Annotated in this window: 20 protein-coding genes; 6 read left to right on the top strand and 14 right to left on the bottom strand. The window is 63.5% G+C overall.

From position 1 onward, the window contains the following. Window positions 1-10 precede the first annotated feature (10 nt). The 14 genes from AC4BCK_RS21070 to AC4BCK_RS21005 all read right to left on the bottom strand — a co-directional run bounded on the left by AC4BCK_RS21070 (window position 11) and on the right by AC4BCK_RS21005 (window position 12,430). Window positions 11-679 carry a C1 family peptidase gene (locus tag AC4BCK_RS21070; protein ID WP_490567085.1) on the bottom strand — a complete coding sequence of 223 codons (669 nt, stop codon included), beginning with the start codon at window positions 677-679 and terminating at the stop codon, window positions 11-13. Then, a complete protein-coding gene (locus AC4BCK_RS21065) occupies window positions 679-1,803 on the bottom strand; it encodes an ImmA/IrrE family metallo-endopeptidase (RefSeq protein ID WP_490567044.1) in 1,125 nt (374 codons plus the stop codon). Before AC4BCK_RS21065 ends, AC4BCK_RS21070 begins: the two co-directional genes overlap by 1 nt. Continuing rightward, a complete protein-coding gene (locus tag AC4BCK_RS21060; protein ID WP_490567043.1) occupies window positions 1,800-2,168 on the bottom strand; it encodes a helix-turn-helix domain-containing protein in 369 nt (122 codons plus the stop codon). Before AC4BCK_RS21060 ends, AC4BCK_RS21065 begins: the two co-directional genes overlap by 4 nt. Next, window positions 2,158-2,544: a holo-ACP synthase gene (gene acpS / locus AC4BCK_RS21055; RefSeq protein WP_490567042.1), complete on the bottom strand. Its 387-nt coding sequence runs from the start codon at window positions 2,542-2,544 to the stop codon at window positions 2,158-2,160. The genes AC4BCK_RS21060 and acpS overlap by 11 nt, the downstream gene beginning before the upstream one ends. Further along, window positions 2,544-3,413: a hypothetical protein gene (locus tag AC4BCK_RS21050; protein ID WP_490567041.1), complete on the bottom strand. Its 870-nt coding sequence runs from the start codon at window positions 3,411-3,413 to the stop codon at window positions 2,544-2,546. The genes acpS and AC4BCK_RS21050 overlap by 1 nt, the downstream gene beginning before the upstream one ends. Continuing rightward, window positions 3,410-3,781: a hypothetical protein gene (locus tag AC4BCK_RS21045; RefSeq protein WP_490567040.1), complete on the bottom strand. Its 372-nt coding sequence runs from the start codon at window positions 3,779-3,781 to the stop codon at window positions 3,410-3,412. Before AC4BCK_RS21045 ends, AC4BCK_RS21050 begins: the two co-directional genes overlap by 4 nt. A 369-nt stretch (window positions 3,782-4,150) precedes the next feature. Further along, window positions 4,151-4,576: a DUF4913 domain-containing protein gene (locus AC4BCK_RS21040; RefSeq protein WP_490567039.1), complete on the bottom strand. Its 426-nt coding sequence runs from the start codon at window positions 4,574-4,576 to the stop codon at window positions 4,151-4,153. Beyond that, window positions 4,569-6,338 (bottom strand): type IV secretory system conjugative DNA transfer family protein, encoded by a 1,770-nt coding sequence (locus tag AC4BCK_RS21035; protein ID WP_490567038.1) that lies wholly within the window; start codon window positions 6,336-6,338, stop codon window positions 4,569-4,571. Before AC4BCK_RS21035 ends, AC4BCK_RS21040 begins: the two co-directional genes overlap by 8 nt. Next, window positions 6,338-7,957, bottom strand: a complete 1,620-nt coding sequence (locus AC4BCK_RS21030) for an ATP/GTP-binding protein (RefSeq protein ID WP_490567037.1) — start codon at window positions 7,955-7,957, stop codon at window positions 6,338-6,340. The genes AC4BCK_RS21035 and AC4BCK_RS21030 overlap by 1 nt, the downstream gene beginning before the upstream one ends. Next, window positions 7,957-9,468 (bottom strand): SCO6880 family protein, encoded by a 1,512-nt coding sequence (locus AC4BCK_RS21025; RefSeq protein WP_490567084.1) that lies wholly within the window; start codon window positions 9,466-9,468, stop codon window positions 7,957-7,959. Before AC4BCK_RS21025 ends, AC4BCK_RS21030 begins: the two co-directional genes overlap by 1 nt. 1 nt (window position 9,469) lies before the next feature. Continuing rightward, window positions 9,470-10,825 carry a TrbL/VirB6 family protein gene (locus AC4BCK_RS21020; RefSeq protein WP_490567036.1) on the bottom strand — a complete coding sequence of 452 codons (1,356 nt, stop codon included), beginning with the start codon at window positions 10,823-10,825 and terminating at the stop codon, window positions 9,470-9,472. Beyond that, on the bottom strand, window positions 10,797-11,522 hold the full coding sequence (locus AC4BCK_RS21015) for a DUF8175 domain-containg protein (protein WP_490567035.1): 726 nt from the start codon (window positions 11,520-11,522) through the stop codon (window positions 10,797-10,799). Before AC4BCK_RS21015 ends, AC4BCK_RS21020 begins: the two co-directional genes overlap by 29 nt. Before the next feature lie 12 nt (window positions 11,523-11,534). Beyond that, complete coding sequence (locus tag AC4BCK_RS21010; RefSeq protein ID WP_009358107.1) at window positions 11,535-11,822, bottom strand: hypothetical protein; 288 nt, start codon at window positions 11,820-11,822, stop codon at window positions 11,535-11,537. Window positions 11,823-11,836: 14 nt separating this feature from the next. Next, a complete protein-coding gene (locus AC4BCK_RS21005) occupies window positions 11,837-12,430 on the bottom strand; it encodes a DUF6668 family protein (protein ID WP_490567034.1) in 594 nt (197 codons plus the stop codon). 188 nt (window positions 12,431-12,618) lie between these two features. On the opposite strand from AC4BCK_RS21005, the gene AC4BCK_RS21000 reads away from it, so the two are divergent. The 6 genes from AC4BCK_RS21000 (at window position 12,619) to AC4BCK_RS20975 (ending at window position 18,251) form a co-directional block, all read left to right on the top strand. After that, on the top strand, window positions 12,619-12,870 hold the full coding sequence (locus AC4BCK_RS21000; protein WP_015062447.1) for a helix-turn-helix domain-containing protein: 252 nt from the start codon (window positions 12,619-12,621) through the stop codon (window positions 12,868-12,870). 33 nt (window positions 12,871-12,903) lie between these two features. Continuing rightward, window positions 12,904-13,986 (top strand): CHAP domain-containing protein, encoded by a 1,083-nt coding sequence (locus AC4BCK_RS20995; RefSeq protein ID WP_490567033.1) that lies wholly within the window; start codon window positions 12,904-12,906, stop codon window positions 13,984-13,986. Further along, window positions 13,983-14,498, top strand: coding sequence for a hypothetical protein (locus AC4BCK_RS20990; protein WP_490567032.1), 516 nt, complete (start codon window positions 13,983-13,985; stop codon window positions 14,496-14,498). The genes AC4BCK_RS20995 and AC4BCK_RS20990 overlap by 4 nt, the downstream gene beginning before the upstream one ends. A gap of 6 nt (window positions 14,499-14,504) precedes the next feature. Beyond that, complete coding sequence (locus tag AC4BCK_RS20985; protein WP_490567031.1) at window positions 14,505-15,968, top strand: MinD/ParA family ATP-binding protein; 1,464 nt, start codon at window positions 14,505-14,507, stop codon at window positions 15,966-15,968. Between the two features lie 68 nt (window positions 15,969-16,036). Beyond that, window positions 16,037-16,267, top strand: a complete 231-nt coding sequence (locus tag AC4BCK_RS20980; protein WP_015062388.1) for a hypothetical protein — start codon at window positions 16,037-16,039, stop codon at window positions 16,265-16,267. 229 nt (window positions 16,268-16,496) lie between these two features. Then, entirely contained in the window at window positions 16,497-18,251 is a 1,755-nt protein-coding gene (locus tag AC4BCK_RS20975; protein WP_490567030.1) for a hypothetical protein, read from the top strand. Window positions 18,252-18,839: the final 588 nt, after the last annotated feature.

Here is an 18,839-nt window from a genome sequence, read left to right as displayed (position 1 = left end):
GTACATTCCCCTAAATGTTGTTGATGGTTGCTGCTTCAGCGCCGAAGGCGATGAGGTACTCCACTGGAAGCCAGCAGTATCCGCCAAGACCCCAGTCCGTCCCCCAGCTGTTCTTGATCAACAGAAGCCTTCCGCTGACCGGATGGGTCGCTGCCCCAACGCACGTCACCGCGTGATAGCCCCCCACGGTGGCCCTGACGTCGGGCACGGCGACGATGCCGTAGATATCGGGCTCGCGGAACTCATCGGAGACCTCCACGATGAGGATGATCGGCCGAGACCGGGCCAGCGCGTCTTCGAGTTCGTCTTCGATGCCGTCATGGTGAAGCGTAAGGGGTGTGAGGCCAGCGCGGTTCCAGGGAGGTCGCCCAAGGCCAGTCGGCGGGTCTTCTGTACCCGCACCCAGTGTCGGCTTATAAGGCCAGGAGGCCAGTTCTGGCTGCCCGTAACCGCTAAGGGCAGGGCCGATGTTCCCTAAGACCATCCCACCGCGGGAGGTGTGGCCTGCCGCAGTCGCCTGCCACCACAGCGCCTCCGGGGCCAGGTGCTGTACCGGCGAGGCGGTCTGCAGCGCTTCGTGCCCGACGGAGGAGGCGAATGCTACGCAGGTGGGGCGGAGCCCTTGGTCCAATATGCTGCCGCCCACTAACGGGCGAAGATCAATGTCGTCCCGCATCATTAATCCCACTCAGTTCCTTCCGCCTCATCACGGGCAAACGCGGCAATAAGACGCCGACGGAACTCAACTTCAGGCACACCGCGCACATGGGTAGTGACCTTGACACGCGACACCGGAGCATCCGGACGAACCGGCCTGACGTGGTTCAACTGAATGGCTTCATCCCCGGGAGCATCCGCAGTGTAGGCAACCAACCGGGTCACAGCACCACCAACAGCCGTTACCCCCGCCTGATATGGCTCCTGCACCAACCGGTCCTGCAGAAGGGACACAACATCCGAGGCCGCAGCCATGGCCGGGAACGGAACAACCTCGCCGCCCCCCGGCGAGGTTGCGGCATCCGCGAACGCCTTACCCCCGGTGAACGGCGGAGGCGCAGGACGAAACAGGTGGATCGTAGCCTCCGGCTGTGCCTCCTCGGCATACCACCGGTACCCCGTGGCCGGATATTCAGTGAGACGCAGCAGGATGGCATCCCCGACGAAAGCTTCGATTTCAGCGTGATCCTCGGGGTGCTCTACGATCCACACGTCGCCCCGGGCGTTCGGCAGCTTGAGCCCACCCGTCAACCGTTGCTTGATGGCCGCGGGCTGGATCTTCAGCAGCTGGTTGCCGTTGGACGGAGTAATCAGCCGGGTGTTCATAAGCTGCCGCACCGTAGCCTCGTAACTGACGTGCATGTCACGCGCCGCCTGGTAGACCTGCTCGGGATCAACTGCCTGCCCGCGCCTTATCCCATACCGGCGCGCAACGGGATAAAGCAGTTCAAGCGGCATCAGGAAATGCGCAGCGAAAACCTGTGCATCCAGCTCACGTGCCTCGCCGTGCTGGTGCCCGAACACGGCCTCATCGGTATCAAGACTCAGCACGTCCTGATCCATATACCAGTGCCCGAGTTCATGGGCGGCCGTATAGCGTTGCAGCGACGCCGGCCGGGCACTGTTAATCAGCACCCCGCCGGGATCTCCCGGCAAAACAGCGCCAAGGAGGTCCTTCAGCGGTTGGAACCGCAGCATCAGACCGGCGTCCTCAATCGCCTCAAAGGGGTCAACCGGCTCAGACTGGTCAATCCCGAGTTCATTGAGTGCAGTGTTCGCCGCTTGAACAGCCTTAAGCTGACTCAAGAACCCTCCTTCCGTACATGAGGCCGAGGGCCGCGCGGCACCGGTCCGGCGGCCAGGAACTCTGCGAAGCGGAGCACCTGGTCCTTATCTTCGTCCGACAAATCACGAGTAGCGCGGTACAACGCGCCGTCGGCTGCCGCGACCGGCGCCTCGTCCTCGCCAAGCAGCCACTCCACGCGACGACGGTAAAGCCGGGCAAGACGACGCAGCTCCAGGGCGGAAACACCCCTCTTGCCTGCCTCCATGGCGTGAACACTCGTCCGGGGAATCCCGAGCGCTCCGCTGACCTCCTCCTGTGTGAGTCCAAGCGACTCCCGGGCCTCCCGTATTCGGGAAGCTACAACTTGCAGCTCGTTATCTGACACAATCTCCTCCTTTCAACATGACGACGAACGCCACGGCGAAGCCACCTTCATGGCTGAGGGCGACGCTCCAATCAGTAATCCCCAATTCTTTTGCCCGGGCTCTTGCTGAGCCCGACAGCTCCATCGTTGGAACCCCGTTCTCATCCCGGCGCACACCAATATCCAGCAGCGCAATCGAGCCGATCCCCTGCCCCAGGGCTTTCATGGCCGCTTCCTTCGCCGCCCAACGGGCACCCAGCCGTGCAGGATCGGCCTGGCAGTCCTCCTGCTCCTCCTGAGTGAACGCGAGGTCAAGAAAAGTCCTGTCCTCCTCGAGCATCCTCGCGATACGGCCACAATCGACCAGGTCAACACCGGTGGTGATGGGTGCGCTCATCATGCCGATGCGGCAGCGGCGGCTTCGCTGCCGCTGCCGAGCGCAGCCTTGGCGTCGGCGAGGATATCCGCCACGCCTGACTTTCCCGAATAATCACCGTGTTCCGCATTGGCGTGGCCGGCAACTACGGCCAACTCCCCTACAGTGAAACCAGTCTGCTGGCAGAGGAACTCCTGCAGCCTGGCTAGGCCGATAAGGTTGCCGTATCCGCGGGTGATGAGGTGCCAGTGGCGGTAAACGGCGAGGAGGGACAACGCCCCGGCGCGGACGCTGAGGTCGATATGCACCAGACAGGGGAAACCTTGGGTGCGAGTGTCGGTCAGTGCATATTCTTCCAACCCTCCCCCTGCGCCATCAGCTTCGCCGGCCACTGCGATGTCGCTGTAATTCGAGGCCCTCAGATTCCTGCGTCGATCTTTCCGCAATGCCTCGATCCGGGCGGCCAGTTGGTTTGTACCCGTCGCGCTCTTGCCCGGCCAGGAGACCATCCGTGAAAAATACGTTCCTGCCCTGTTGGCGGGGATCCGTCGGAGTGTCGGCAGCGTATCCAAGTACGCCTCATACAGCTCCCTTGCGGCCCCGTCGAGGAGGGCAGTCTCCTCACTGGACGACTCCGGGGAAAAATCCAGACCGGGATCGTTGTAAAGAGCGGAAGGGAAAATGGTATTCGCGACCGTAAAGACGCCATGCCTGCCACGGCTGCGCAGCGCCCCGTCGACTACCGCGGACACCTCGGGATGGGCACCATCGTGCGGGGCGCTGATTGAGACCAGCGTGTGGGTCGCTGTGCCGTGGGGCTTGGAATTCACGGTCTCCAGTGTCTGGATCCACGCCTCTGATATGCCCTCGGACGGGATGTGCAGGCTCATGCGAGACCCCCCACCGTATCCTGGAGAACCTCAGCGATACCCTCCAAATTTGACCACTGGTCACGGTGGATCTTACTCAGATCCGGCTGTTTACGGCCCAAATCCCGGTAAAAACGGCCCACCAGGAATACGACCTCAATGGAATCTATGGCCGCGGTGGCATCAATCGAATCCACCGACTCATGATGGAGCTTCGCCAACGCCCTGGACAGCGCAGCCTCAATAGCCGATCTTGTCATCGTCTTCGCCGCGGCAACCGACATAGGCATCCCCAAGGTGTCGAAGACCAAGCCGTCCGTTGCATCAACAGAAGGGGGCGCTCCGGCGTACTCGCTGCCGCCTGCCACCGCCAACATCCCATTCGTCATGTTCTAAGTGTCGGATTTTCCGACATGCATGTCAACTATTTTTTCGGCTGTCCGGGAAGCCGCAGGGCTGCGACCCAAGTAGGAAGTGGCAAGGGCGAATCCGAGGGGTGCCTTCCTCTTGGGCGTACTATTCAAGGCTCGGCAAAATTATGGCCACCATCCATGTCGGGAAGGCAGCACCGAAGCAAAAGGCGCAAACGTCAAAGACCGCTGCCCACAGCTGGGGACAATCCTGATGGGTTATCCACCGCTATTGCTGCTGAGGGAGCTTTCCCGGTGGCTCCCTATTTTCAGCCGTGGATAACCCGGATTGCCCCCAACCGTGGACAGCTGGCGTGGTCACCCTGGGCGTTGGCTAACGGAACTTGTTTAGAACAGTCCTGGGGGCGGTTCCTCGCACGGCAGCGGGGTGAGTTTGGTGCGGTGGCCGTCGTCGGGGGTGCAGCCTTTGAAGGGCCCGTCTGTTGAAAGCAGGACGGACATGTGGTGGTCGGCGTGGTCGCGCCACCAGACGCTCATTCCTGTGGTGCCGTCCAGGCGCAGGAATTCCCAGGCCCGCCAGAGTGCTTCGAGGCGGCTGATCGCTTCGGCGTGTTTCCACCATTGCGGGCACCAGGTCACCCCGCCCTGGACATTGAGTTGCCGGCGGTAGCTGGTAGCCAGCTTGTTGCTGACGAATTCGGCGACGTTTGGGTAGAACAGCTCAGGGGCGTCCTCGTCGTTTTCGCCCTGATCTGTGGTTTCAGCTGGGGTGTCTTCCAGTTCGTCGTCCCACTCCCCCAGTCCTTCACTCATGAGGGGCACCTGCGGCGATCCACCGGTTTCCGGTCGCGGCTGCTGGCTTGTTGGCCGGGTCGTGTGCGGCGATGGAGGCGCGCACCGCGTCGGCCTGTGGTCCGCTCATCCAGGGCACCGTTTCGAGCAGTGCGGCGGGGGCGCCGGAGGCGAACATGATGGCTCGGCCGCGTGGGAAGGCGGCCAGGTCGGAGACGTCGAGGGTGCGTTCTTTGCGGTCGTCGTCGTGGCTGTAGGAGGTGCCTTGTTTGGAGCGGCTTCTGGTCATGTTGGAGTAGCGGTATTCGCCCACGAGCTGGGCGAGCTCGTTGAGGAATTCGGCTTCGGCGACGCCGCCGCCGTAGACCTTGATGTTGGAGGCGCTCCAGAGCTTGCGCATCCCGTCGCGGCCCCAGACTTCGACGCCTTGGGACCAGGACTGGAGGATGGTCATCAGGACGATGCCGCGGGAGCCGTAGTGGCTGTAGAGGTTGGGCAGTTCGCGCCACCGGCAGACGTTGGCTGCTTCGTCCAGGACCCCGACCATGGGTGTGGCCAGTCGGCCGCCGGGTGAGTGGACGGCGAGTTCTTCGGCGGCCTCGACTGTGGCCACGGTTAGCGCCGTCACGAGCGGGCCGGCGGTGCCTTTGCCTTCCTTGGAGAGGCTGTACAGGGTGCCTTTGGACCGGACGAATGCTGCCGGATCGAACTGAGGCCGCTGGTCGTCGTCGCCCTGGGGTGTCACCCACCGGGCGACTTGGCGGTTGGTGAGGCAGGAAGCCATTTGCAGTGCCGTGCCGTACACGCCGCCGCGTTGCTTCTCGGGAGCGTTGATGACACCGCCGACGGCGTTGGAAGTCTGCATGAACCCGTGGGCCTTTAGGATGTCCACTGCTTCGTCGTCGGAGGGACGGGTCAGCCAAGTGTGGACCTGCGTGATCGGCAGGCCGTCGAGGGCCGCGGCGAGCAGGAGCCCGGCAAGGAGATCCTGGCCCGCGGGATCAAAGTAGGCGTCCGTCTTCGCATCCGGGCCGCGGGAACCGGCCGCGAAGTGGTCTGCCAGGCGTGCAGCCTTCACTTCGTCCGTGACATAGGACAGGGGGTTCCACCACCAGGAAGGTTCCTCGAGGGCGACGGACTGCGGGTCGAAGACCCAGACCGGGCCCTCGGCGGCACGGACATCGCGGGTTCCGTCGACGATGTCCCGCTTGTTCGAGGTCACCAAAGCGGCGCCCGGGGCGGCAAGGATCGCAGGGATCGCCCGTGACGTGGTCTTGCCCGTCCTGGGTCCCCAGATGTCGATGTGCATGTCTTCCCAGGAGCCGTAGACCATCTGCCCGCCCAGGACCGTCTTACCGACAGGGACGCCCGGTGAGCCCTTCACTCCCAGACGTTCGGCGGTGGCCGTAGCCCCGCGCAGGCTCAGGGCCCGCAGGTCCCGGCCCTTGGCCATGTGCTGGGCCGCGGCGTCCACACGAGAACGCTTGGACCGCCGGCGCAGCACCGCACGGACCACCAGAACGGCCACAACGATGATGAGGACGCCGAAGCCGATCAGTACCCAGGTCGCGGCCGCGGGCCACGTGACCTTCTGCGAGAGCAGGCCGAAGGCCAGTTCAAACGGGTTTGCCGGCAGTTTCTGGCCGTCATTAGACAGGAGCGACCCGAGGTGGACGGCGCCGGCCACCGAGCCGACACCGAGCACCACGGCGGTGATGAAGACCCAGAGAAGGATGGTTTCGGTATCCATCCGGGAGCGTTTGCCGCTGCTTGGTGCACCCATCAGTTCTCCCCTTCCGCGCTCCGAAGTTTCGTCCAGCGCTTGTTTGTATCGTGGAGCGATTTTTCGACGCTGGTTAGCTTCAAGGCCACGGGGATTCCGGGGCGGCCGCCGACTTTGAAGAGGAATTTGCCCAGGCCCGGGCGGACGCGTTTGCGGGATCCGCCGACGTCGGTCCATGAGCCGGGGTCTGCCCATGAGATGAGGCGGGCTTGTTCGGCCCGGGAGAGGGTGACGGCTTTGTTGAGTTTTTCCATTTCTGCTCCGGGCAGCGCGCCGCAGACGACCATGCCGGAGCGTTCAACGAATCCGCGCGCTTTCATCCGTTCGGCTTCCGTGGGCAGGGCTTCGAGGTCGCTCATGGTGTGCGTGATCATGGCCTGCCCGACGCCTTCGGTACGGTTCAGACGGGTCAGCGAGTCAACCCGGTCGACCATGCCTTCACCGGAGCGCAGGGCCCGCCAGAGTTCGTCCATGACGACAAAGTAGTTCCGCCGCGGTTCCAGGCCGGCGTCTGCCAGGGTGTGGGCGACCTGGACGGTGGCGAACCCGGTTGACCAGCAGGCCAGCAGGCAGGCCGCTTGGATGTCGCGCTGCGTGTCGGAGATTCCTGAGAGGTCGAAGACCACGGGTTTGGTCAGGTCCATCGGCTGGTCGGTGGGCTGGGAGAACATGTCCGAGAATCGGCCTGAGCCGTCGAGGGAGTACAGCGATTGGCGCAGCTGGTCGGTAGCGTCCAGGTAGCGGCTCATGTCGCCGCGGTCCAGGGCGATGGCGCGCAGCTCGTCGGGGGCGTCTTTGATGACCTCGATCAGGTCCCCGATCAGGGGAACGCGGTCCAGGCGTTCGTCCAGGATGTGCAGGGCCCGGTCAATCAGGGATTCCTCGTGGGCGCTGGGCTTGGCGTTCCGCACGATGGTGATCAGCGCCGTGATCATGTTCAGGCGCCGGTTGTGCGAGTCGGCCATCAGCTGTTCGGCCAGCTTCTCCGCCTTCACTGCTGCAGCGAGCAGCGGCGCGGCCGCGGCCTGGTCGCCATCTGGATCGTTCAGGGTCCGGTTCGCGTTGGCCCGGTGTTCCTCGGCCGAGGCGAGCAGCCTGACGGCGGCGCCGGTGGCTTCACCGGGGTCCAGGACGTTCAGGTGGCCGCGCCCGGGGCCCAGACTGATGACCTGCCCGCCGAGAGCTTCGATCAGGTCAACGTAGTCCGGCTTCAGGTCACCGAGGATCAACGGGTTGATGCTCCGGCCTGCCAGGCCCAGGACGATGTGCCGGACCAGGGTGGACTTGCCGTAGTGAGGCAGGCCAAGGACGAACATGGAGGGGTTGTTGATCATGCCGTGCATGAACCAGCTGATTGGATCGGCGCTGAAGGGCGCTCCCGTGTCGGTGTGAACGCCGATCGGTACTCCCAGGATCGGGGTGCCGGAGCCGCCCACGAACGGCCAGAGACCGCAGACCTGGACCGAGGTTCCACGCCATTCGTCGGCTGCCGTGACGTAGACGGCTTCGCCCTGTCCGCGGCCGCGCCAGCCTCGAAGGCCCGGGCGACGGGTGACCGCGGCGGCGAGCTTCGTGGCGGGGGCCTGTGTGCGCTGGTGCTTGGTCTTGCTGCCGAACATCACATGGCCTCGCGGATCTCTTCGGGAACCTTCAGGTGCTTCGGCAGGACCAGCCCCAGTGGCAGGGATGCGGCAAAGGCAGAATCCTGTGAGCCGTAGGCGCGCCGCAACAGCAGGCGTGCCGACGGGCCGAGGTTGCCTTCCACGACGGCCACGGCGTCCTCAAGGTCACGGGCGGACAGCACCGTGGCCGTGACCACCATGCCGAAGTTGACCAGCCCGGCGCCCTTGGCTTCCTCCGCTGCGGTGGCCTGCGCCGCGCGGGCGTCGACCAGGGCGCGGGCGGTGGGCCGATTGGTCGAGGAGGCCCGGGTCAGGGCGCTGGTCTGGTCAGACTCCACGATGGCCGCCGCGCGGCCTGCTTCGATCGGCCGGTACAGCAAGGTGACGCGCTTGCGGTCGATTTCCCCGTGCGGTGCGACGAGGCGGCCCAGCGCTGATGCCAGGATGTGTCCGCGTGGTGCGCCCGTCATTGTCCAGGACACTGAGTGCCCGGAATCGTGGCGGTAGCCGTCCCAGTTGGATTGGTGGGCGGATGGTCCGACGTCGCCCCAGTCCAGGTCAACGGGTGTGCCCTGGTAGTGGGCTTCGTCGATGAGCCGGGCTGCGGCAGGGTCATAAGCGACGCGAACGACCTCGCACAGTTCCTGGGCGTTCAACGGCGCGCATGCCCCGGCGCCGGTGGATTCCAGACGCTCGGTCAGGCTGGGAAGCCGTGACGCGAGATCTCTTGCGATCTCTTCTGCCGTGCGTCGTTTGCCGCCTGCCCGGGCAGCGGCGCTGAATGTCAGCGCGACCCAGGCGCGGATCGTGGCCGATCCCTGCGGGTAGGTGTTCAAGGCCTCCCGGAGCATGGCCTTGGCAATGTCAGGGGCGTCGTCGTGGATGTTCGATTCAACTTCCCGGCGCAGCCGTGCCCCGGAATCGGGTGCGGTTTCGACCGTGACGGATGCAGCCACGACGGCAGGTTCATTCGACAACGAGGCCAGCCAGCCGCCCCAGTTAGCCACCCAGGCATCAATCTGCTCGGGATCAACCAGGGACGCCCCGTCGGGCTGGGTTCCGAAGACAACGGTGTAGTGGGCGGTGGAGGGAAGGTGGATCAGCGCGAAGGGGCGGCCATAGGAGTCGGTGAACTCGTAAAGCTTGGAGCCGGCGGAGATCCCAGGCAGCTGGAACTCGCCCCAAGGCGTCAGCCCCAGCGGGCCGGAGCGGTAGATGTTGGCCTTCTTTCGTCGTGCGGAGCGGAACGCCAGCCGGGCGAATATCCGCTCTCCTACGGACTTGTTGTGCTTGTCGGTCACCGAGACGACCGCCAACGCCACCCCAAGGATGAACAGGGCAATGAGCCCGGCGAACCAGCCGCCGACAAAGAGGCAGATCACCGTGATGATGAGGCCCACAAACAAACCGGCTGTTGCCAGCCCACCAAGCGTGCCGATGCCTGCCTTACGCGGACGCCGCCAGTTGCCGTAGGTCGGTTCCCTGTATGTGTTTTCGATCGCTGCCATCTCAGGCACCCCCCGTGGATTCTTCGCTCATGTCTTTGATGGCACCGGAAGCGGCCTGGCCTGCTTCAACGCCCTTCTGCGCCGCCAGTACGGCGACACCGCCGGCACCCGCGCCCGCGGCCACAGCGCCACCGCTGGCGGCTGCTCCGCTGCCTGCAGCAGCACTGTCGGTACCGGTAGATGCTGCCGCGCCAGTGGCTCCGGCGCCCCGGGTGCCGCTTTTACCTGCTGTGCCGGACGTTCCTGCCGTTCCCTGGCTGCCGGTGCCCGAGGGGCCCTGCGATCCAGGGTTCTGGCTCGAGGTGCTGCTGGTTGTCGTCGAGCTGGTGGATGATCCGCCGCCGCGTCCGGCGCTGCCCATGCTGATGGCGCCGGACGCCAGTGCGCCGACCGTCCCTGCTGCCAGAGCGCCACCGCCGCCGGCGACAGCACCGACCATCGGGGTGACGAACCGCATGAGGGCCGGCATGGCGAACAAGGCAATGATCATCAGAGCCAACCCGGTGACCGTGCTCAGGAGCGCGGAGCCGAAATCCTTGCCGTCACCAACGTTGCCGAAAATCTTGCTGCCGCTGAGCTGGAAGGCCGTCGCGTAGACAATGGCGGCCGCGGGCTTGTAGAGAATGAAGGCGATCAGCCACGCCATGCACTTCTGGAACCAACCCCTGCCGGCCTCGGTGTTGCTGAAAGCTGCAGCCGTAGGGAAGATCCCTGTCAGGATGACGAGCAGGCCACCCCGGATGATCATGAGCACGATCTGCACCACCGAGGCCAGGATCGCGATGAGCCCCAGGAGGATGATCATGATCGATCCGATCGGGCTGGTGGCCGAAAGCGCCAACAGGGCCGTGATGTTCTCGTTGAACGAGGTCCCGTTCGTTGAGTTAGAGATGATCCAGGCAGAGAACTGATCCGCCGCGACCGTCAGCAATCCCACGGCTGCCACGCCAGCGCCGGAGACCACGATCAAAGTCGCCAGCGACCGCACCAGATCCCGCAGGGGAGCACCCCTGCGTTCGATCACCATCTTCCCCGCCCCCACCAACACGGACATCACAGCCAAGGAAGCTGTCCAGAAGTAGAGACTGTTCTGCAGAAAAAACACCGGATCACTCGCGGTCGACCCACCCGGCGCTGCCGTTAGGGCGGGAGTTCCCACATCCACCCAGAACGTCCCCAGCGTCTTGACCGTGTTCCCCACAGCGTCTGCGACTGCCTGGGCCATGTTCTTGACCGCGTCATTGGCACGATCATTCGCCCAGTCTGAAACGACGCATCCAACTTCCCACGGTTTGCAGGGCTGCCCGTTCTCGTTGGCCGGAAACAAGTTAGACACCCGCCCAACTAATGAAGCCATTCAAATCAGAAAGCTGTCGTGCTTCTGCCATGCCAGTGGCCGGCAGAACCCATTTCCAATCTCCCCCTTGCCACTGCATTGCAACGGGCACTGACCCTACGCTGCCGTTTGCTGCTGTGAGGCCGTATTCAATGACGGCGCGATCGCCGGAGTAGTCCACGACCTTGTAGCCCGCGATCTGAAATGGTGCCGTCGTTGGGGCGCTGGTCGGTGGCTCCGACAGCATCTTGTCTCGTTCCGGTCCCTCCACCACGAGATGCTGGGCTAACAGGTCGGGGCGTCCAGAGCTCCCGAGGACAATCATGTTTGCCCCCGCGTAGAGCGCCCCGGTTGGTGAGTGTGCGAAGCAGGAGCGGAGGCCGTTGACTTCGGTTTTGCCGGGGCCGTATTGCGTGGGTGATGTTGGTGCGGCGATCTTGCCGATCAGTTCCCATTTGGTGTCGGTGGGTGTGGTGGCGGGTTTGGCCTGGTCGCCGGAGGGCAGGCCGCATACGCTTGGGGCCGCCGTTGCGCTGGGTTGTGTGCTGGTTGTGCTTGATCCGGAACTGCTTGGTTCGGCTGTCGGGGCTCCTCCCCCTTTGGGAACCACGGCGAGGATGATCCCGAGCGCGACTATGATCGCCACGACAACGGCCGAGATGATGAACTTAGGTTTGGTCAGTGGGTTCTGGTCTTCGTTCACTGTCGGTTCAGTCATGGCTGAAGCTCCTTAGACCAGGGCGCCTACGACGCCGCCAGCGGAGGCTGCCAGGATGCACCCGCCGAGGACCCATGCCAGACGGCCGGCATGCTCGCCGCCCTCGCCGCGTCGGTTGTTGATCATCATCGTGCCGGCTGTGATCAGGATGCCCGCGACGGCCAAGCCGAAGACGATCCATGCGACCCATTTGAGGATTGTCAGCAAACCTTCAGAGCCGGGAGGTGCTTCACCTGTGCCCGGGTTCGGTATCTCAGTGATGGCAAAGCTTGACCACTCCATGGCCTTGGAGAACAACATTCAGTTTCTTCTTTCTACTTGGCCGGGAACCCGGCTGTGGCAGTTACTGCGATGTGCACCTGTTCAAGAGTGGTGCGGGCTTCTTTGGGAAGTTCTTCGGGGGTGACGTCGTGGCCGTAGCGCCACGCGTCCACCCAGGGGAAATGCCACATGTGGGGCACTCCCCCACCGACGACGCGAGCGAAGTCGCGGATCTCTTTGGGGAGCCGTCCAGGAGCGTCGGCCATGATCATGAGGCCAGCGATGTGGATACCGGGAAGGGATCCCGAGGCCCATTCAGTTGCTGCCAACCGTGCTGCACGAAGGCCTGGGATATTGGACCGGGCAACCAGGACGATCACCGATCCGGCTGCCGTCAAAGGCCAATGATGTTCGGCAGCCTTGGTTCTCTTGTCCAGGCGTGCAAGCGACGTTTCGCCCGCGCCGCCGTGGACGCCAAGCCACCAGAAGCTCGGTTCCCTCCCCGCAACGTTCCTTCGGGGAAGCCGGTCCGCGTGGTCCGGCTGCGGCACACTTCGCTGCGGCCTGGTCGCCCCCGTAGGGGTGAAAGGCGGCTCTTCAAGGAGGACTGGAACAGGTTCGTCGATAGTTTCTGCGCCGAGCGTCACCCAGCGATTCTTTGAGACCGGCATTTCACATCCCCTAGTAATGTCAGCAAAGATCGTATCGGTACCATCCGACACGAAAGGCCAAGGGTGACCGCAAACTGTAGCTTTAATACCTTCCAATCACTCCTAGTACATCACAGTACCAATTTGTGGTCTACGATGGCTCTATGCGGTGGGACGGACTGAGCGTGGACCCCAAATACCTGGAAGCACTCTTCGCCAAGTACCCGGAGCGTCTTACGCCTCAGGACCTCGAAGAGATCTTCGGGTTGTCCCGAAACACCGTCTACCGCTGGCTCCAAACCGGAGTGATTCCTGCCTACCAAGTCGAGAAGACATGGTTAATCGCCAGAGATCAAGTCAAGGACTGGGTCTGGGAGAACCGGAACACACTCAGGAAGGGCCAGACACCAGAAGTGAACGACGAGGACCAGCCCTAGGGCGAAACAGCCGAGCAGATGTGAGGGGGACACATGCAACCACGAACGAGCGCTCCTGCGCTGGCCGCCGGCGCCGTCCTCGCACCCGTCGGCTTGGTACTGTCCATCATCCTGTTCGGCGGGGGCTCCCAGGCCGCTGCCGACGTCTGCTCACCGACCGGATCCAGCGTCAGCGTTGACGCAACCCAACTGCCCAAGGTCGCCGTGGCCGGCTACGAGGGCGAACAGCTGAAAAACGCGGCCCTGATCATCAACGCAGGCAAAACCCTTGGCCTGTCCGCCCGGGGGCAGACGATCGGCGTCATGACGGCCATGGGCGAATCCGGGCTCCGTGTCCTGGACTACGGAGACGGCCCGGGACCTGACTCCCGGGGACTGTTCCAGCAGCGCGACAACGGCGCATGGGGAACCTACCCGGACCGCATGAACCCAACGGCATCAGCCACAAACTTCTTCACCGCCCTGCAGAAGGTCAGCGGGTGGGAACAGCTCGAACCCACCACGGCCGCGCACAGGGTCCAGCGCAACGCCGACCCGTTCCACTACCAGTCCTACTGGGTTGCCGCCGTCGAGGTCGTCGCCGCCCTGGCCGACGTTCAGATCACCGATGCCGGCGGGGAAAGCTCCTGCGGGATCCCCGGCCAATCCGGCAAAGACGATGACCTGCCCTGGCGCACAGCCAAGATCTACGAGCCATCCCCGCTGGGAATGTACAACCGCGAATGCGTCGACTTCGCCCTCTGGCGTGTGAACCAGCAGCTGGGCAGCACCACCACCCCCTACAAGGTCCTGAACGGCACCTTCCGGCCTGACGGTGCCGTGCTCGGGTCTGCCCTTACCTGGAAAGACGGCTGGGACGCCAAGGGCTGGCCCACCGGTGGAACACCACGTGTTGGCGCTGTCGTCTGGTACTCCCCCGGCACCGGGGGCGCCGACGGCACCTACGGCCACGTCGCCATCGTCAAAGCCGTAAACGGTGACGGCAGCTTCCTGGAAGAGGGCTACAACGGCAACCCCGCCCCGAACGACCACACCTACTACACCCGCACCGTAGAGAACAGCACTCCCAGCGCCTTTCTCTACCTGCCCGGCAGCAACTCACCGGAGGAACCATGAAACGCGCCCTGACAGCCCTCGCGGCCCTGCTCGTGTGCACGGCCTGCGCGCCGGTATCCACCTCAACACCCGCAGAACCGTCACCCACCACTTCCACCGCCAGCCCCGCCACGCTCAGCGCTGGCGGTAAGCCCCAAGCTCCCGGTGGCACAGCACCGGCCACCCTGGGCATTGCCTGGGACGAGGCAAGCAAAACAGCCGCGCTGGAAACGGCGACCAAGGCCATGACGCTGTATGCCCGTCCCACGGTCACGGACAAGGTCTGGATCCAGGAGCTCGGGCAGCTGCTGACCGCCCAAGCAACCGCTGATTACCAATACGTTGACCCGGCCAACATCCCGGTCAGCAGGATCACCGGAGCGGGCCAGCTCAGGATCGATGAGAGCAACGGTTTTGGCTGCCATGTCGTTTTTCCCACCGATGCCGGCGACTACGACGTGCAGCTGCTCCGCAGCGCAGCCGACAAGCCCTGGCAGGTCAACCGTTTCACACCCCCGAACGGCACAAAGTAAGGACAGATGATGGAAACTCAAGCGCTCGACTTCCCCAAGATCAACGCCGTTCTACGCACCAACGGAACCGGCGAAGTCACCATCAACGGAACCTCCCACGCGATCGAGGCCGCCGACGAAGCCGCCGTCCTTAGCGAGGCGCTACGGCTCATCACTGAAACCGCTGCTCAGCTCGGCCGACCCGTCCGCGTCAGCACCACCGACCCGGACGGGCAGGGCCTCATCATCGTCTCCCCCGAAGGCGTCGTCAGCGAGGCCGCACCGATCAAGCCCACCCCGCGGCGGGAGCAGGACCCTCTGCCGGACACAGCAGCCCCTTCGCCCGAGACGGCCAAGGCCACGACCAAGGCCGCGCCGGCTCCCACGCCTGTTTCGGTCCCCGACGACTCTCCGTCCGAGGAGGCGTCGGCACAAGCTGCCGACGCTGCGCCGGTGACCTTCGGCGCAGCCGTCACGCCCGCGCCCGCCGGTGGGCCCGCACGGGCTGCCACAGCAGCCGCTGTGGAGCCTGCCACTCGGCGCAGCCTCAAAGACACCTCATTCCTCATCAGCGCGCCCGTGCTCCAGCCGGCCACGCGCGGCTGGCGGGGCGTTCTCAGCCGCCTGGGCTTCCGCATGGACCCATCAGCCGAGGAACTGGCCGAACGCGAAGATATCCGCACAGTGAGCCAGCACTGGCCCGGCCCCCGCACCGTCGCTGTCGTCAACCGCAAGGGCGGAGCGAACAAAACCCCCACCGTCGTCATGCTTTCGGCAATCCTGGCCCGCTACAGCGGCGCAGCGACCGTGGCCTGGGACAACAACGAATCACAGGGCACGCTCGGCTGGCGCACCGAAAAGGGCGGCCATGACAACAGCGTCCTGGATCTCATCGACTCATCAAAGGCGCTGCTCTCCCCCAGCGCCCAAGCAGCCGAGATCGCCCAGTTCGTCCACCACCAGACCTCCGACAAGTTCGACGTCCTGCGCTCAGACGAGAACGAGGAGGGCGACCACGAGGTGACCGCAGAGGAGGTGGATATCGCCCACCAGGTACTCACCCGCTACTACCGCCTGATCGTCATGGACTCCGGAAACACGGCCCGCGCCGCGAATTGGCGGCGAATGATCCACCACACCAAACAGCTCGTGGTCCCCGTGACAGCCATCGAAGACCGCGCCGAGGCCGCGCGCCTGACCCTCCAAACGCTGGAATCCCGCGGCGGACACGATGCCGAACTGGCCCGCAACGCCGTCGTCATCGTGTCCGAGTCCACCGACGCCAAACGCAGCATGAGCGGCGATGCGCTCAAGCGCGCCAAGGATGAAGCCCGGCGGATCGCAGACGGCTTCGCCCCCCATGTACGAGCCGTAGTCCGAATCCCCTACGACCCCGCCCTGGTCAACGGCCCCATCCGCTACGACGCCCTCCAGCCAGCCACCCAGCGCGCCTGGCTTGCCGCAGCCGCCGCCGTCGCAAAAGGTTTCTAACAGCGATGAAACCGACACGCCGTACTTTATGTCCAGTCCCCAGCGTTTCAGAAACTAACGTGAGGGGCATGGCAATTCAGAAACGCGCACGCGGAGGACGCCCTTCTAAAGGGGACCGTCATGTTCTGACTACCCGGCTCCCCGTTGCAGACGCAGAAAAGTTGTTCGCTGTAGCAGATCACCAAGGGCAGTCGGCTAGTGAGTTCATCGCACATGCCGTTGCTGAAAAGCTCGCCGCCATCGACATGACATTCGTTGCCGGCCAGGGGGAACTGCCTATCGGCCGTATCGCCTCTTAAAAGAAGAAGGCCCGCACTAGGCGGGCCTTCTCGAAGCATTAAGTCCAGATCCAGTTCTTGGCGGGACGCGATCTGAACTTTTACAACACCCACGCCGTGGGTGCCATTTGCGTTACCTCGAAAGGAACTACTGCACACCATGGTACCGGAACCGGTATCGGCGTCAACGCATGCCCTTATGGGTGTCGCGCCGTACGTGAAGCCAGAAGATGCATGGAGCCTTGCTCCGATGATTGCTGGCGCCCCTTCTTACCGATTTGGTCGTTGGATTGGCTCGCGGTTTCAGTACCCCCGGCCGAGCAAGGCACCGAAAATCACTCGGGTACTGCCGGAACGTCCTGCGGCGGTAATGGTGCATGGCCCGGATGGCAGTGTTGCCACGCTGTGCCTGGACTTTGACACGTCCAAGGCGCTCAAAGGTGTGGTTGACGCGGACGCTGCCCGGGTGGGTCGGTTGTTGTCAGCGTGCGGGATGTCTTTTGTTGAGGACTTTTCCCCTAGTGGCGGCCGCCACCTGTACATCCCGCTGCGGGACCGTATCGGCGCAGCTGAAGCCAGGGAACTGGTCGAAGCACTCGCACTGACGGCGAGGAGTCTGGACCCGAGTCCGCACCAAAACATCACGGATGGATGTATCCGCGTCCCTGGATCGGTGCACAAGGCTGGCGGGCACCAAACCCTAATCACTCCACTCTCCCAGGCCTACGACATCCTGCGGCGACGCAACCCAGCCTCTGCGCTGATGGAGCTTCGGTCTGCGCTGGCTCCGGAGCTAACCCGGAAGCGCGCACTCAAAGCCCGTGCAGCCAAGACTGTTGCCGGACAGCGAACCGGGATTCTGCCGGCACTACCGCTAAACGCTGGTAGTGAAGCGCCGCTGCGCAAGGTCGCCCGAACCGGCCTGTACGACACGGCCAGGTACAAGGGCCCATCCGAGGCTCGCATGGCTGTGCTGAACCACTTCAGCGCCTGCGGCTGGTCCCTGCAAGACGTCGAGAACGAACTTACCGGCCAGTTCCCGGGGCTGGCCGCCCTATACGGAACCCCTCAACGCCAGGCGCGACTCCTGCCCTACGAGTGGACCAAAGCCCAGTCCCTCACTTCCAACCAAACCCTTCAGAAACGGCTCCCCCGTAAACACGGGAAAAAGAGTGCCCCTATTAACAACACAAGCCCAACTTTAACCACCGGGGGGGCAGGGAAACTTAGCAGCGCCGGTGTGCAGCAGCTCGTAAACGATCTGGAAAATATCCTCTACGCAGTCCTCGACCACAGACTGCAAGCCAAAGGCCGGCAAGGCCTCAGCCTCCGCCTGCTCATTCGTGGGCTACTGGGCTACATGAGAGCCAAGAAAACTGATGTTCTTGATGTTGGATGTCGAACTCTTGCTGTGGCGATGGGAAAACACCACGTCACCATTGCGCGGCTTCTGCCCGTCCTGGTTGCTGCCTCCGATGGAATCCTGACTAAAGTCATGGACGCACGTCACAAAGCCGCCGACGTGTACCTCATCCAGCTCCCCGAGCAGTACCAACAACTAGCTCGCGAACTAGCTTGGCGAAAAGGAAAAATTCATGCCATTCGGCCTGTTTTTCGGGCACTCGGGGACGCTACAGCGCTGGTGTACGAAGCCATCGAACGCGGCCGCCACTCCCCCAAAACTGCGGATCTCGTGCGGGCCACCGGTGTCAGCCGGAATGCATGCTCGGCCGCGTTGGCCGAGATGGAAGCCTTGGGTATGGTCCAACGCCAGGGACACGCGTGGAAGACCACCACGGTCAACTTACGCATGCTCGCGGCACGACTCGGTGTGATGGATGACTACCTTGATCAGATCAGACGTAACCGGAATGAACGCGCTGCTTGGCACGCCTACCTAGACCGGTTTCGTACCCCCAAGGTCGAAGAGACTGACCTGTTTGATCTAGAACGGGACGAGTACTGGATACCACCCGACGATGCGGCAATTTGGCATGCAGCTTGAGGCCGGAAAGACTTAGGAATGCATTACGGTGAAGGCTTGGACGCAAGTCGAGGAGGATCTTCAGCATCTCGAGCGTGAATCTCAGTGGCTGGCACCCCCCATTGTCTCTGCCTTATGGAAAGCGGTCTAAGACTCTCTTAATTCTTACCGCCTGTCGTGAACCCCGCGGTCGGACAAAGGAGCATGCGGAGAGAATCAATCTTGACGTATTTATTATTCTGGCGTTCTACTGCTGCTGGTGGGGCGGCTCTTCTGCGGAACGCTGGGCACCCTCAGACTTTGGGCCTTGGAAGTGTCTTCGGTTAGAAGGGCTGGTAACTCCAGAGTGTCCCCGGCTCAAACGAGTCGGCCCAATGTTGGCGCTATGAAGACGTCATCGTCACGCAGTAGCCCTTAAATCTTGTGCCCCAGAGTACGGGCGTGTGCCCTCAGCCCTCTTGGGATTAGCGACATATGACATAAATCCAGACGTATTTATCGCGTTCTCATGCGGTGGCCGCTGAAGGCGCGACCATGCAGTGCCGACGGAAGTCCTTGAGGGCACTCCCCGGGCTTTTCCCTGGCGAGCGGCTGGTGCCCCTGTGACGC

It is taken from the genome of Pseudarthrobacter sp. As-47, from assembly GCF_058215595.1.
The sequence above is the reverse complement of the archived record's forward strand: the minus strand, read 5'-3'. Positions and strand labels throughout refer to the sequence as shown.

Excerpts from the sequence above, each read along its gene's own strand:
- AC4BCK_RS21050 (WP_490567041.1), bottom strand. The coding sequence starts at position 3,413 with ATGAGCCTGCACATCCCGTCCGAGGGCATATCAGAGGCGTGGATCCAG.
- AC4BCK_RS21070 (WP_490567085.1), bottom strand. The coding sequence starts at position 679 with ATGATGCGGGACGACATTGATCTTCGCCCGTTAGTGGGCGGCAGCATA.
- AC4BCK_RS21020 (WP_490567036.1), bottom strand. The coding sequence starts at position 10,825 with ATGGCTTCATTAGTTGGGCGGGTGTCTAACTTGTTTCCGGCCAACGAG.
- AC4BCK_RS21010 (WP_009358107.1), bottom strand. The coding sequence starts at position 11,822 with ATGTTGTTCTCCAAGGCCATGGAGTGGTCAAGCTTTGCCATCACTGAG.
- AC4BCK_RS20975 (WP_490567030.1), top strand. The coding sequence starts at position 16,497 with ATGATTGCTGGCGCCCCTTCTTACCGATTTGGTCGTTGGATTGGCTCG.
- AC4BCK_RS21030 (WP_490567037.1), bottom strand. The coding sequence starts at position 7,957 with ATGTTCGGCAGCAAGACCAAGCACCAGCGCACACAGGCCCCCGCCACG.
- AC4BCK_RS21015 (WP_490567035.1), bottom strand. The coding sequence starts at position 11,522 with ATGACTGAACCGACAGTGAACGAAGACCAGAACCCACTGACCAAACCT.
- AC4BCK_RS21045 (WP_490567040.1), bottom strand. The coding sequence starts at position 3,781 with ATGACGAATGGGATGTTGGCGGTGGCAGGCGGCAGCGAGTACGCCGGA.
- AC4BCK_RS20995 (WP_490567033.1), top strand. The coding sequence starts at position 12,904 with ATGCAACCACGAACGAGCGCTCCTGCGCTGGCCGCCGGCGCCGTCCTC.
- AC4BCK_RS21035 (WP_490567038.1), bottom strand. The coding sequence starts at position 6,338 with ATGGGTGCACCAAGCAGCGGCAAACGCTCCCGGATGGATACCGAAACC.
- AC4BCK_RS21025 (WP_490567084.1), bottom strand. The coding sequence starts at position 9,468 with ATGGCAGCGATCGAAAACACATACAGGGAACCGACCTACGGCAACTGG.
- acpS (WP_490567042.1), bottom strand. The coding sequence starts at position 2,544 with ATGAGCGCACCCATCACCACCGGTGTTGACCTGGTCGATTGTGGCCGT.
- AC4BCK_RS20985 (WP_490567031.1), top strand. The coding sequence starts at position 14,505 with ATGATGGAAACTCAAGCGCTCGACTTCCCCAAGATCAACGCCGTTCTA.
- AC4BCK_RS21040 (WP_490567039.1), bottom strand. The coding sequence starts at position 4,576 with ATGAGTGAAGGACTGGGGGAGTGGGACGACGAACTGGAAGACACCCCA.
- AC4BCK_RS20990 (WP_490567032.1), top strand. The coding sequence starts at position 13,983 with ATGAAACGCGCCCTGACAGCCCTCGCGGCCCTGCTCGTGTGCACGGCC.
- AC4BCK_RS20980 (WP_015062388.1), top strand. The coding sequence starts at position 16,037 with ATGGCAATTCAGAAACGCGCACGCGGAGGACGCCCTTCTAAAGGGGAC.